The sequence below is a fragment of the Streptomyces sp. LN549 genome (assembly GCF_043203805.1).
In the GTDB taxonomy this organism is placed as follows: Bacteria; Actinomycetota; Actinomycetes; order Streptomycetales; family Streptomycetaceae; genus Streptomyces.
The window spans coordinates 7,552,847-7,565,528 of record NZ_JAZHRI010000002.1 but is presented as its reverse complement, the minus strand read 5'-3'; the positions used below and the strand labels follow the sequence as shown (position 1 = coordinate 7,565,528).

Genomic DNA, 12,682 nt, shown 5'->3' with positions numbered 1-12,682 from the left:
TGCGGGCTGCCCCGCGCCCCGGCGGGCACTTCCCCGGCCCGGCAGCCACAGCATCGCTTGCCGCCTCGCGACCATGCATTCGGTGCGCCGGACAACCCTTCTTCCAAGTTCTTCCCTTGGCCCTCTCGGCAGGAGACGGTGTGACCGACTTCCCCCGTTCGCCCCTTCGGCACCCGGTCCTGGACCACCCCACCCGAGCGTTCGTGGACAGGCACGCCTGCCCACCGTCGGGGCACGACCCGGACCTGGAACAGGCCCGGCTGGACCTGGTCCGACTGCAGGGCGAGGACGGTCCGCCAGACGAGCAGGACACCTCCACGGAGTGGTTCGCACTGCCGGGCGGGCCGACCGGTCACGTACGGGTGAAGGTGGTCAAGCCCGCCGACAGCGTCGGCAAAATCCCGGTCGTGCTGTTCCTGCACGGGCTGGGCTGGGTCCTTGGTGATGCCGGCACCCATGAGCGCCTGGTGCGCGCGTTCGCCCTCGGTACGGACGCGGCTGTGGTCTTCGTCGAGTACGAACGCGCCCCCGAGGTGCAGTATCCGGTCGCCATCGAGCAGTGCTACGCGGTCGCGAAATGGATCTGCGAGCAAGGCGGCGAGATCGGCCTGGACGGGAGCCGGATGGCCGCCGTGGGCGACTCGGCCGGCGGCAACCTGGTGGCGGCACTGACCCTCCTCGCCAAGGAGCGCGGCGGGGTGCGGCTGCTGCAGCAGGTGCTGCTCTGCCCCATCACCGACGCCGACTTCGACACCCCCTCGTACCAGCGGTTCGCCAGGGGCTACTTCCTCGGTCGCGAGACCATGCGCTGGTTCTGGGACCAGTACCTGCCCGATGCGCGGCAGCGCAGCGAGGCCACCGCATCACCGCTGCAGGCGACCCTGGAGCAGCTCACCGGACTCCCTCCCGCGCTGGTGGTCACCAGCGAGGCCGACGTGCTGCGCGACGAGGGTGAGGCCTATGCGGCGAAGCTCCGGGCGGCCGGCGTCGCGGTGGTCTCCATGCGGTACCACGGGACGATCCACGGCTTCATGGTGCTCGATCCGCTGCGCAACACGGACGCCGCCCGCGCAGCTCTCACCCAGGCCCTCGACACCGTGCACGTCGCCCTGCACCGACACCGCGGCTGATTCCTTCCGGGGCCAGGTGAACGGAGGCGCGCGCAGAGCACCTCCCCCGTTCGCGAGCAGGCAGGCGCCCGTGGCGGGTCGGCCTGGGGTGCGGCGGTGGGACGGAGAACGGACCGGTACGAGCCGCGGCAACCGCCCGATAGCGATGAAGACGACTGGGGAGCCGGCCGTCGGCATCGCTCACAACCTGGTGACCGGCTTCCCCGGCCCCGCGCTGCGCGCGGCGGTGGAGGCGATGAACGGCGCGGGCGGCGTCATCGCCGCGACGCCGATCTTCAGCGGGTTGTTCAAGTCCTGCATCGACGTCCCAAACGGCCGCCCGCGTCGGCGGGCGTTGCTCACTCGGCAGGGAGCGCGTCCAGGAGCTCCTGTGCTGTCTTCAGTTGGCTGCTGTCGGCCGCGTCACCGAGGGCGAGGACCTGACGGAAGCAGGAGCGCGCTTCCTCGGCTTCTCCCAGTTCGGTCAGGGCCTCACCCAGACCCAGGAGCGTGAGTCCCTCCAGGATGGTCTGGCCAGTGCGGTGGGACTGAACCACAGTACTGCGATAGAAGTCGGCGGCCTCGTGCCATCGCCCCAGGGCGGCGTAGTCGTGACCGAGAGCGCCGGTCGCAATGGCGCGGTAGGTGTCGGCGGCGTGCCCGGTCACCGGGCATTTGGGCGCATCGAGGAAAACGATGACGCGCTCGTGCTGGACCAGGGCTTCCTCGGCACGGTCGAGGTCGCGCAGGCAGCCTCCGTACACGCCTATGGCTCCGATCCAGCCATCGTGATCATCGGCGGCTTCGAACAGGTCGGCAGCGGCGCGAACCTTGTCGAAACCCTCCTGGAGTTCGCCGAACCGCCGGTGGGGAGTTACTGCGTACATCAGCGCCCAGGCCTGCTGAGCGGCGTCCTGGGCGCGGCGGGCGAATTGCAGCGCTTCGTCGGCCCGTTCGATGGCTTCCCGGTCCCTGTGCTCGCAGATACTCAGGGCCCAGGCGCAGTAGTTGAGGTGGACAGCCTGCAGGTACGGGTCGTCGAGTGCGGCGGCGGCTTCGCTGGACAGACGGAAGACCTCGGTCCAGTGCCCCCAGACCCACACGCCGCAGAACCATCCCATGGCGTCGGCGGTCTCCATGACCAGGGTGTGCTCACCCCTGTGGGCGGCGCTGCGCAGCGCGGCAAGCCAGGCGGGAGCCTCACTCTGGAGCCAGGCCCGGGCCTGTTCGGCACTCTCCAGCGGGACCAGCCCCTGCCAGGAGGATGGCGGCGCCCCGTACCCGGGCTTGTACCAGCGGCCGGCGACCACAGCCGTCTCCAGTAGCCAGGTCCGCAGCCGGTCCTCGGCCGCTTCCCGCTCGCCGGGTTCCTCATCGCGGGAGAGGTGGGCGCGGGCAAAGAGCCGTAGGAGGTCGTGCAGTTGGTAGCGGCCGGTGAAGGTGGCCTGCAGCAGGCCGGCCTCGACCAGCTCCTCCATCACGTCCTCGGCCTCGAAGACGCCGGTCGCGGTCAGCGCCGCTCCATAGGCGGCGGTCATGTCCGGCCCCGGGACCAGGCTCAGTAGCCGCAGCATCCGGGCGGCCTGGCCGGTCAGCTGCCGGTAGGAAAGTTCGAACGCCGCCTCCACCCGCACATCACCCGCGACCAGGGCGCCCAGTCGGCGCTCCTCGTCGGCGAGGCGACGGACCAGATGGTCAACGCTCCACCCGGACCGGACCGTCAGCCAGTTTCCCGCCACCCGCAAGGCCAACGGCAGACGCCCGCACAGTTCCGCAACCCGCGCCACAGCCTCCGCTTCCGCATCAGCACGCGCCTCGCCCAGGATCCGGCGCAGCAACTCGACCGCCTCCGGCTGCGCCATCTCCGACAGCGCCAGCCGGTCAACATCCTCCAACCCGGTCAATGGCCGCCGGCTGGTGACCAGCACAAGACTCCGCCCTCCCCCGGGCAGCAACGGACGGACCTGCCCCTCGTCGCGGGCGTTGTCCAGGACCACCAGGCACCGGCGCTCAGCCAACAGCGCCCTCAGCAGCCCCGCACGACCCTGCGGATCCTCCTGCGCCAGCCGGCGATCGGGCACTCCAAGGGCCCTCAGCAGCTTCAGCAGCGCCTCGCCCGGGTCCACAGGGCCCTCCACTCCGTGCAGGTCGACCACGAAGCACCCATCAGGAAAGTCTCCTGCCAGATCTGCTGCCGCCTTGAGCGCCAGCGTCGTCTTCCCGCACCCCGGAGGACCCGAGACAACCGAGACCGACGCCCACACGCCGGCGCCTGCGCGGGCCGCGGCCTCCGTCAGCCGCGCCAGCTCACGATCACGCCCCGTGAAGTCCCCCACCGACCGGGGCGGCACCACGGTCCCCGCCGCCGCCATCGCACGCGTCGGACGCGCCGCCCGCGCCGCAACCAGCAGCGCCTCCCGCTCCGCATCCGCCAGCCCCAGCCCCTCCGCCAGCGCCACCACCGTGCGCCGCTGCGGAACCCGACTACGCCCCCGCTCCATGTCGCCGATCGCCCGGACACTTACGCCCGAGGCCTCAGCCAGCTCCTCCATCGTCAAACGGCCCCGTTGCCGCAGACCCCGTAGCACCACCCCGAATGACTTCTCTTCGGACACGACCGCTCCCTGTTCTCCCCCGAGGGAAGAATAAGGCGTGTTTCTCCAGGTCACGGCCTCAGGGCCGCGGTGCCAGAGTGCCCGCGACCTGATGAGGGGACGGACGGCATCGGCCCATCGGCAGGCGGCACCCGGTGTTCAAGGCAAAGGCGTTCGTCGCCCCCTCCGAGGCGCGGACAGGCCACACGTGGTGCACCGACGGGCAACGTGCCTTCCGCGGTCGCCGCTAATGTGCTGTGCACGCCTGCGGCTCATCGCCCGGCTCGGACAGCGCGTGCGCCAGTCCGGCCGGCGGAGCAGCTCGGCCCTATCGACCGTCGTCCGGACGGTGTTCACCCGCGAACGAGGTGGTGATCACTCACGTGGGGATCCGGGTGTCGAGGGGATCCTGCGGACGTGGTGCTTACTCAGGACGGAGACCCGGTTGAACGCGTTGATGGTGATCGCCACCCAGATCACCGCGGAGATCTCATCCTCGTCGAGGACCTGGCGAGCCTGTTCGTATGCGCCGTCCTGCGCGACCGCGTTCGCCGGATCGGTGGTCACCTCCGCCAGGGCGAGGGCCGTGCGTTCCCGCTCCGTGAACAGTTCGGTGTCGCGCCACGCAGCCAGCACGCCCAGCCTCTGGGTGGTCTCACCGGCGCGCAGCGCGGCCCTCGTGTGCACGTCGAGGCAGAAGGCGCAGCCGTTGAGCTGGGAAACGCGGAGGTTGATCAGCTCCACCAAGCGGCGGTCCAGGCCCGCCTCGTCGGCGACCGCGCGGACCGCATCGGCCGCCTCGACCAGTGCGCGGTAGGCCTTGGGGCTCTGCTTGTCGATGAAGACCCGACGGCTCGCGGGGACTGCTGTGGCGTAACTCAACGTGGGCTCCTTCAGGGCCGCTTGCGCCCTCGCTCGGTCTGCCGTGCAAGTGCGGGGCATGGACTTACTATCAGGCATTATTGTTGAATATGAAATCACCTTCGGGTGAGAGGGAGTGCGATGAGCAACGTCGACACGGATCCCACCGGCCTGCTCGGGGGTGCCGTGGAGCACGGCGAGGCCGCCCCGCGGGTCGACGTGCTGACCGCGCGGGACGTCCCTTTGGGCGGACCGAGAGCGATGACGGTCCGACGGACGCTGCCGCAGCGTGCCCGCACACTGATCGGGGCCTGGTGTTTCATCGACCACTACGGCCCCGACGACGTCGCCGACACCGGCGGCATGGACGTCGCTCCCCATCCCCACACCGGCCTGCAGACCGTGAGCTGGCTGTTCGGCGGAGAGATCGAGCACCGTGACAGCATGGGCACCCACGCATTGGTGCGGCCCGGTGAGCTGAACCTCATGACCGGCGGGTACGGCATCAGCCATACGGAAGTCTCCACCACCCGCACCACGGTCCTGCACGGCGTGCAGCTGTGGGTGGCTCTGCCCGGAGAGCACCGGCACACCGGCCGCGACTTCCGGCATTACGTCCCGAGCCCGGTCCGGGTGGGCGGGGCGGAAATCAGAGTGTTCCTGGGGTCTCTGGCCGGCGACACCTCTCCGGTGCGGACGTTCACTCCCTTGCTCGGCGCCGAACTTCTCCTCGAGCCACGCTCGACGACGACACTCCCGGTGAATCCCGCCTTCGAGTACGGCCTGCTGGTCGACCGAGGGAATGTCCGAATCTCCGGAACACCCCTTCGGCCGACGGAACTCGGATACCTGCGCACGGGAAACGACACACTGACGCTGACGAACGAGACGGACACCCCCGCTCGGGCGGTCCTGCTCGGCGGGACACCGTTCGAAGAGCAGATCGTCATGTGGTGGAACTTCATCGGCCGCAGCCACGAAGACATCGCCGAAGCCAGGACGGCATGGCAGAACGCGTCCGACCGCTTCGGCAGCGTCGAATCGTACGACGGCGACCGTCTGCCCGCGCCCGCCCTGCCGAACGCCACCATCGCACCGCGCACCAACCCGACGCGTCACTGAAAGGCACACCATGAATCAGCCCGCCGCCGCCCCCACTGTCCGGCGAGTGAACGCCAAGCACCGTTACGAGATCCTGGTCGACGGTAGAACCGCAGGCCTCACCGCCTACCGAGACCGAGATGAGCAGCGTGTTTTCTACCACACCGAAATCGACGACGCCTTCGCCGGACAGGGCTTGGCCGCGATACTCGTACAGCAGGCCCTGACCGACGTACGCGCCTCCGGGAAGCGCATCGTGCCGGTCTGCCCCTACGTGGCAAAGTTCCTCAAGAAGCACGACGAGTTCGCCGACATCACCGACCCCGTGACCCCCGAAGCCCTGCAGTGGCTGGAGACCGAGCTTCAGCACTGACCGCCGCGCCGCCGCCCTCTCCCCGCGCTCCTGCCGCGTGCGCCCGCGGCCCGGCGGGCCGCTCTCGGGGTTCCGGCAGCGGGCCCGCCGGGCCGGTGCCCCTGGTCAGCCGCCGTAAAGTCTTCCTCGCCGCTGGACGCCCCGCCTTGTTCGGGCACCAGCGGTTCGGGCGTGGACGACGTGAGGGAACAGGTGGGGTCGGGTGGCCGACGTGGGTGGTGAGGGGTTCGGGGCGCTGTTGCGGCAGTCGCGGTTGAAGGCGTCTCTGACGATCGAGGCGCTGGCGGAGGCGTCGGGGGTGAGTGTCCGCGGGATCGGGGATCTCGAGCGGGGGCGGCGGGCGACTCCACAGCGGGGAACGGTCGCCGCGCTGGCTGACGGGCTGGGGCTGGGCGAGGCGGAGCGGGAGCGTCTGCTGGCCGCCGCCCGGACCGGCCGCAAACCCCGCCACAGTGCGGTCGGGGTGCGCGCTTTCCCGCGCGGCATCCACGACTTCGTCGGCCGGGAGGCGGAGCTGACACGGCTGACGGCACTGGCCGAGCAGGCAGCCTCCGGACAGCCGGTGGTAGTGGCGCTTCCCGGACCGCCGGGGACGGGCAAGACCACTCTGGCACTGCACGCCGCCCGAGCGCTGGCCGACCGCTTTTCCGACGGGCAGCTCATGGTCGACCTGCGCGGCATGGACGACACCCCGCCCGGCCCGGCCGAGCTGATACTCCGTGTCCTGAAGGCGCTGGGGGTGGCGGACCGGGACCTGGCCAAGGCCGGCCCGCAGGGCCACCCGGAGCTGTACCGGCAGGCGCTGGCCGAACGCTGCTGCCTGCTCGTGCTGGACAACGCCCGCGACGAAGCGCAGGTCCGCCCGCTCCTGCCGAGCGCCGGCGCGGGAATGGTGATGATCACCAGTCGAAGGATGCTCACCGGCCTGGAGAGCGTCCACCGCCTGCCCCTCGGCGAGCTCTCCCCCGCGGAAGCCGCCGCCTTCCTCACCACGTTGGTCGGCCAGGAGCGCGCGGATGCCGACCCGACCGCGCTCGCCGAGGTCGCCCAGCGGTGTGCGCATCTGCCGCTGGCCCTGCGTGTGGCGGGAAACTGGCTCGCCACCCGCACCGGCTGGACCGTACGCCGCCTCGCCGACCGTCTCGCGCTCGAAGAGCGCCGCCTGGACACCCTGACCGCCGGTGACCTGCATCTCTCGGCGGCCTTCGAGCTGTCCTACCGCCAGCTCACCCCCAAAGCAGCCCGCCTGTTCCGGCTGCTGGCCCTGGTCGACGGCCCCGATGTCGGCGCCGCCGGTGCCGCCCAGCTGACCGGGCAGCCACTGTTCGACACCGAGGACACCCTCGAGGAACTGGTCGAGACCGGACTGCTGGGAACCGACCAGGACCGCTACCGCTTCCACGACCTGCTGCGCCTGTACGCCCGCAGCCGGCTGCAGGCCGAGGAGCCCGACGGGAACGCTGAGGCGGCCCGGTCGGCATTGCACCGCTGGCTGCTCGACACCGCGGTCGTGGCCGGGCGCTGGTACGAACCCGACCACGGCGCCCCACCCCCCACCTGGCAGGGCACCGTCGACCTGTCCACCGCCGAACACGCCCGCAGGTGGCTCCAGGCCGAGGGCAACAACTGGCTCGCCGCCCTTCGCGCGGCCGCCGCGGCAGGGGACCACGTCACCGTCGTGGAGGTCGCCGAGGCCCTGCACTGGTTCTCCGACCAGTGGATCTTCTGGGGACACTGGCCCGAAGTCTTCCGAACCGCGGTCCGCTGCGCCCAGGCCCTCGGGGACCCGCTCGTCGAAGCCACCCAACTGAACTACCACGCCTGGGCCCTGCTGATCTGCGAGGGCCGCCACCTCGACAGCGTCGAGCGCTCCGCCCAGGCCCTCGCCGCCGCCCAGCGCGCCGAAGACCTCCCCCAGCAGGGCTGGGCCCATTACTACAGTGCCTGGGCCCTCGGTTTGCTCGGCGACCACACTGCGGCGGCACCGCACAACCGCGAGACGGCCAGGCTCTTCGAGGCCGCAGGTGACCTCCACGGCACTCTGCAGGCCAGGAGCAACACCGCCCAGAACCTTTCCCTGGGGGGCCGGCACGAGGAGTCCATCACGGAGATCCTGCGCACGCTCGACTTCCTGGATCACGCCGGCGACCGCATCGAACCCCATATCGCCGCCTTCACCCGTACGACGCTGCAGATGAACATCGGCCTGGCCCACACCGCTCTTGAGAACTGGTGCGAGGCCGCCGACCACCTGCGCACCGCCGCGGACCTCTGGCGGGACAGCGGCAACCACGGTCTGGAAAGCCGCACCCTGGTGCGCCTCGGCGACGCACTGCTGGCCGCCGGGCAACGCGACGAGGCTCGGGATGCCTTCACCCGGTCGGTAGGCCTCGGCAAGGCAGCCGACCCCACCAGCCTCACCGAGGCCCGCGAACGCCTCGCCGACCTCGACGCCCACCAAGCACCGCCCCCGGCGCTCGGCTCGGCGGGCTGCCGTACGAGCGGAACCGAGTAGGCCAAATCCCATGCCTGGCGGCCGGGGCCGGGATCCCGTTGCCAGGACTTGGCGGTCGGATCACATGCGCGACCGACGTCCTCGGTCCTGGGGTGTCAGCCTCCGAGACCGGCGCCGAGGGCCGGCGCCCCGCCCTCACCCGGTCCGGTGAGCGTCGCCACCCCGATCCGTCTTCTCCGTTCCGGGCACCACGGGCCCCGCGGCGGCATCGAAGGCATGGGTCACCTCCGGTGCGGTGCCCTCCACCAGCAGGCTGCGGGCCCGCTCCTCGTCACCGCGATCGGTAGCCGTGAGTCTGCTGTGGTGCTGGGCGAGATGCCCCGCCCACGAGCCGACCAGGTAGTTCTCAACGAATCGCTCCGGATCGGTGCCGTCCTGGAAGAGCCCCCACGTGAGGGCTCCCGTACGCCGACGCGAACGGGCCACGTGCTCCATGCAAGCGGTGAAGGCGGCCCTGTTCCATGCGTCGACCCGGTACGCCACGGAGACCAGCACAGGGCCGTCGGACGGTCCGGGCTCGAACACCAAGGGCGGAACGGGCCAATGATCGGACGGAGTCGGGTCGATGCCGTCCATGCCGTGCAGCGGCCAGCGGCGCGCACCTACCACGCCGGCCAGGAGCAACCCGCTGCCGGCCAGGAGGGAGACGGTCAGCCCCGGCCCGTCGGCCAGCGCACCCCACACGGGTGCCGCAAGCGCCTGGCCGCCCTGGAATACCAGGAGATAGACGGCGAGTCCCCGGGCCCTGACCCAGCCCGGCAACCTCGTCTGGAGGGCCGCGTTGAGGGTCGACAGCACACCGATCCAGGCCACGCCGGCCGGCAGCAACGCGACCACCGCGAGCCAGGGGATCCGCACCGTGGCCAGGACCGCCAGCACCCCGGCGAAGACGACGGCACCTGCGGCGAGAGTGCCGTTGGCGCCGAGAGCGCGACGCACGGCGGGCAGGATGAAGGCCCCACCCACGGCACCGACACCGACCGCGCCGAGCAGCAACCCGTACCCTCCCGAGCCCAGGCCCAGGGAACGGCTCGCCACCAAAGGAAGCAGCGACCACAGCGCGGCGCCGCCGGGGATGAACAGCACCGTCCGCAGCAGGACTCGACGGACTCCGGGCGCGTACCAGACGTAGCGGCGGCCGGCGTGAAGGGCCGTCCAGAGTCTCTCGCCCTGAGCCAGGGGCTCCTGAACCGGCGGCCGCCGCCAGAAGGTGAGAACGGCCGCGATGCCGAGGTAGGACGCGGCGTTGAAGGCGAAGACCCAGCCCGCGCCCGCTGCCGCAACCACCGCTCCACCGAATGCCGGGCCGAGGGCGCGGGCCAGGTTCATGTTCACGGCACCGAGCGCGGCCGCCTGTCCCAACTCGCGGCGTGCCACGAGCTCCGGCTGGATCGCCTGCCAGGCCGGGCCCATCAGAGCGGTGCCGCATCCCAGCAGGAAGGTGAGGCCGAGCAGCAGCTCGGGAGTGAGCTCATCCGCGAATGCCAGCACGGCAAGCACAGTGGAGACGGCGAGCATGGCGAACTGCGCGGCCAGCAGCACCCTGCGGCGGTCGTAGCGGTCAGCCAGCACGCCCGAGGGCAGGGCCAGCAGCACGACGGGGAGACTGGAAGCTGTCTGCACGAGGGTCACCAGTGCGGCACTGTGCCCGACCAGCAGCCACTGTGCGCCCACTGTCTGCATCCAGCTGCCGATGTTGGAGACCAGTTGCGCGATCCACAGCGCGCGAAAGACGCGCGCGGCGAACGGGGCCCAGGCAGAAACCGGGGCCGGACGGCGGTCTTTCGCTGACGGTACTGCGCGCATGCTGGTCCAGGCCGGAATCGGGACGCGACGCCGTGCATCCGGCAATGTCCCAGGCGCCGTACGGGCGTAGCCGATGGTCAATGTAGGAGCGGTCGGTGTGAGCCGGTTGACCGAGAACGCACCGTCTGTGGCCCCTGGGCGCAGTGAGGCCGGTCCCGCCTCGCGGTGCGACCCCCGGGAAACAGCTTCGTGCCCGCGGACAGGACGTCGTCCTGGAAGCAGACGTTGTCGAGGGCCCTACGTCGGCCCTGAGCAGGTCGTCCGGGATGTCCTGCCTCGTGGACGGAGGAAGGCGTCGGCCCCGCACCCGCGATTCGGGTGAGGGGCCACGCCGCGTTCACGACAGCGGCCGGGTCCAGGCGGCGTCGGAGGACGAGAGGCGATGGGCGGCTACGGAGGTCACCGCGAGCAGCAGCAGCACCAGGCCCAGGGTGAGGGCGAACTCGGCGTGCAGCAGGAGCATGCCACCGGCGAACGCTCCCAGGAACATGGCCAGCACGGACAGGATCCGTCGGCCGGGCCGGGGCGCCGGCCCACCGGCCGGGGTGGAGTCCGCGGCCAGCCCCGTCAGGGTCAGCGTCAACACGGTCGTGGTGAGGTCCGGGACGCCGAGACGCCGGGCGACCGCGTTCTGCATCCCCATGGCGAGGCCGAGGAGCACGATCAGGGTGTACTGGACCGTCGTGGTCATCCTGCCGTCGGAGGCGGCAGCCGTGATGACGGCCGCCGCCACGAGCACCGCCTGCAGTGCCGTGGCAATGGTCAGCAGCCGCCCACGATGTGCCGCGAACCGGGTGCCGAACCGGCCTCCCGCCAGCGCGCCGGCGAGGAACGCGGTCATCGATACGACGGACGCCGACGCGGACAGTCCCTGGGCACCTGCCAGAGCGAACCCCAGGAAGACCACGTTGCCGGTCATGTTGGCCACGAAGACGTGCCCGAGCGACAGATAGCTCACGGCGTCGACCAGCCCCGTCACCACGGTCAGCGTCAGCATCAGCGGCGGCAGCGGACCGTGCCGGTCCCCCTTCGGCGGGACCAACGTGCGGGCAGCGTCAGTCAACAGCTTGTACATGCGGAGTCCTCTCACCGGGTGCGGGCGGGCGGTGCAGTACCACTCGGGTGAGCAGTCCGCTGGCCAGGCCGATGCCGATGGTCGCCAGGCAGATCCACAACGGCCAGGGGGTCAACCCGAGGAGGTTGTCGGCCGACCAGCGGCCCGGGCCGGTCAGGGCCAGCACCGCGGAGGCCACGACGAGAACCATCGGGTACTCGTAGCCGTCGTTCTGGACCCAGAGCCCGTTGTGCCATTTGACGGTGCCGGCGACCGTCATCACTCCCACGGCGACCATCGCCGCCGCGGGAGTGAGCAGTCCGGACGCCAGGAACAGGCCTGCGCCGATCTGGCCTGTGCCCGCGGCGAGCGCGGTGAGCCGGCCGCCGCGGAAGCCGTCGTGCCGGAACTCCGCGGTTCCGCCCGCCAGACCGTTGCCGTCCAGCCGGAAACTGACCTTCTGCACTCCATGCCCGGCGATGAGGAGACCCACCACCAGCCGGAGGACCAATAGTCCGGTGTTCATTCGTTCCTGCCTGTTCCTGACGTTCCGTCAATATCCGTGTGACGAGGTCAGCCGGCCGCGTGGGCGCCCATGACCGCCTGTGCGTAGACGAGCCCGAGGCCGTAGGCGCCGCCGTGCTCCTTCACCACCTCCGTGACGGGGACGTACGACTCGGTCCGCGCCCAGTCACGCTGGAGCTCGAGCAGCACCTGCACCCAGGTGACCGGAATCGCGCCACCCTGGACCATGCGCTGAATGGCGTGCTCGTGCGCCTGCGGGCTGACACCGCCGGAAGCGTCGGTGACCACATAGACCTCGTACCCCTGAGAAATGGCGGACAGGGTGGGGAGTACGACGCAGACCTCGGTCCACAGACCGGCGATGACGAGCTTCTTGCGGCCGGTCGCCTTGACGGCCTCGACGAAGGCGACGTCCTCCCAGGCGTTCATCGTGGTGCGGTCGATGATCTCCTTCTCGGGGAAGACAGCGGCCAGCTGCGGCATGATCGGTCCTGAGAAGGACTCGGCCGCCACGGTGCTCAGCACGGCCGGCACGTCGAAGACCTTGGCGGCCTTCGCCAGTCCCAGGGTCGAGTTGATGATCGCGGTGCGGTCGCCGCTACCGGTGCCGAAGAACATCTGCGGCTGGTGGTCCACGAACAGCACGGCGCAGTTGTCGGGGGTCAGCAGGTCGGGGCCGGGGGCCGCGGTGACGTCGGAGATGTTGACCATGAGAAAGCCTTTCGATGGGTGGGGAGATCGCGG

Annotated in this window: 10 protein-coding genes; 4 read left to right on the top strand and 6 right to left on the bottom strand. The window is 70.7% G+C overall.

Annotation, left to right across the window (positions count from 1 at the left end; all coding sequences use genetic code 11):
- The first annotated feature begins 140 nt into the window (after nt 1-140).
- Nucleotides 141-1,130, top strand: coding sequence for an alpha/beta hydrolase (locus SH922_RS33760; protein WP_393062354.1), 990 nt, complete (start codon nt 141-143; stop codon nt 1,128-1,130).
- Between the two features lie 338 nt (nt 1,131-1,468).
- On the opposite strand, the gene SH922_RS33755 is transcribed toward SH922_RS33760, so the two are convergent.
- Together SH922_RS33755 and SH922_RS33750 are read right to left on the bottom strand one after the other, a co-directional pair.
- Complete coding sequence (locus SH922_RS33755; RefSeq protein ID WP_393062353.1) at nt 1,469-3,724, bottom strand: helix-turn-helix domain-containing protein; 2,256 nt, start codon at nt 3,722-3,724, stop codon at nt 1,469-1,471.
- A gap of 354 nt (nt 3,725-4,078) precedes the next feature.
- On the bottom strand, nt 4,079-4,585 hold the full coding sequence (locus SH922_RS33750; RefSeq protein ID WP_393062352.1) for a carboxymuconolactone decarboxylase family protein: 507 nt from the start codon (nt 4,583-4,585) through the stop codon (nt 4,079-4,081).
- A gap of 120 nt (nt 4,586-4,705) precedes the next feature.
- On the opposite strand from SH922_RS33750, the gene SH922_RS33745 reads away from it, so the two are divergent.
- The 3 genes from SH922_RS33745 to SH922_RS33735 all read left to right on the top strand — a co-directional run bounded on the left by SH922_RS33745 (nt 4,706) and on the right by SH922_RS33735 (nt 8,553).
- Complete coding sequence (locus SH922_RS33745; RefSeq protein WP_393062351.1) at nt 4,706-5,686, top strand: pirin family protein; 981 nt, start codon at nt 4,706-4,708, stop codon at nt 5,684-5,686.
- A gap of 10 nt (nt 5,687-5,696) precedes the next feature.
- Nucleotides 5,697-6,038: a GNAT family N-acetyltransferase gene (locus SH922_RS33740; protein WP_328952134.1), complete on the top strand. Its 342-nt coding sequence runs from the start codon at nt 5,697-5,699 to the stop codon at nt 6,036-6,038.
- 202 nt (nt 6,039-6,240) lie between these two features.
- A complete protein-coding gene (locus SH922_RS33735) occupies nt 6,241-8,553 on the top strand; it encodes an ATP-binding protein (protein WP_393062350.1) in 2,313 nt (770 codons plus the stop codon).
- Between the two features lie 135 nt (nt 8,554-8,688).
- On the opposite strand, the gene SH922_RS33730 is transcribed toward SH922_RS33735, so the two are convergent.
- From SH922_RS33730 to SH922_RS33715, 4 genes are all read right to left on the bottom strand, one after another.
- The gene (locus SH922_RS33730) at nt 8,689-10,359 is read right to left on the bottom strand and encodes an MFS transporter (protein WP_393062349.1); all 1,671 of its coding nucleotides are present in this window, start codon (nt 10,357-10,359) and stop codon (nt 8,689-8,691) included.
- Nucleotides 10,360-10,696: 337 nt separating this feature from the next.
- Complete coding sequence (locus SH922_RS33725; RefSeq protein WP_363141810.1) at nt 10,697-11,434, bottom strand: YoaK family protein; 738 nt, start codon at nt 11,432-11,434, stop codon at nt 10,697-10,699.
- Nucleotides 11,415-11,939: a DoxX family protein gene (locus SH922_RS33720; protein ID WP_393062348.1), complete on the bottom strand. Its 525-nt coding sequence runs from the start codon at nt 11,937-11,939 to the stop codon at nt 11,415-11,417. The genes SH922_RS33725 and SH922_RS33720 overlap by 20 nt, the downstream gene beginning before the upstream one ends.
- Nucleotides 11,940-11,986: 47 nt before the next feature.
- Nucleotides 11,987-12,649 (bottom strand): hydrolase, encoded by a 663-nt coding sequence (locus tag SH922_RS33715; protein WP_393062347.1) that lies wholly within the window; start codon nt 12,647-12,649, stop codon nt 11,987-11,989.
- Nucleotides 12,650-12,682 lie beyond the last annotated feature (33 nt).

Excerpts from the sequence above, each read along its gene's own strand:
- SH922_RS33740 (WP_328952134.1), top strand. The coding sequence starts at position 5,697 with ATGAATCAGCCCGCCGCCGCCCCCACTGTCCGGCGAGTGAACGCCAAG.
- SH922_RS33730 (WP_393062349.1), bottom strand. The coding sequence starts at position 10,359 with ATGCGCGCAGTACCGTCAGCGAAAGACCGCCGTCCGGCCCCGGTTTCT.
- SH922_RS33715 (WP_393062347.1), bottom strand. The coding sequence starts at position 12,649 with ATGGTCAACATCTCCGACGTCACCGCGGCCCCCGGCCCCGACCTGCTG.
- SH922_RS33720 (WP_393062348.1), bottom strand. The coding sequence starts at position 11,939 with ATGAACACCGGACTATTGGTCCTCCGGCTGGTGGTGGGTCTCCTCATC.
- SH922_RS33745 (WP_393062351.1), top strand. The coding sequence starts at position 4,706 with ATGAGCAACGTCGACACGGATCCCACCGGCCTGCTCGGGGGTGCCGTG.
- SH922_RS33725 (WP_363141810.1), bottom strand. The coding sequence starts at position 11,434 with ATGTACAAGCTGTTGACTGACGCTGCCCGCACGTTGGTCCCGCCGAAG.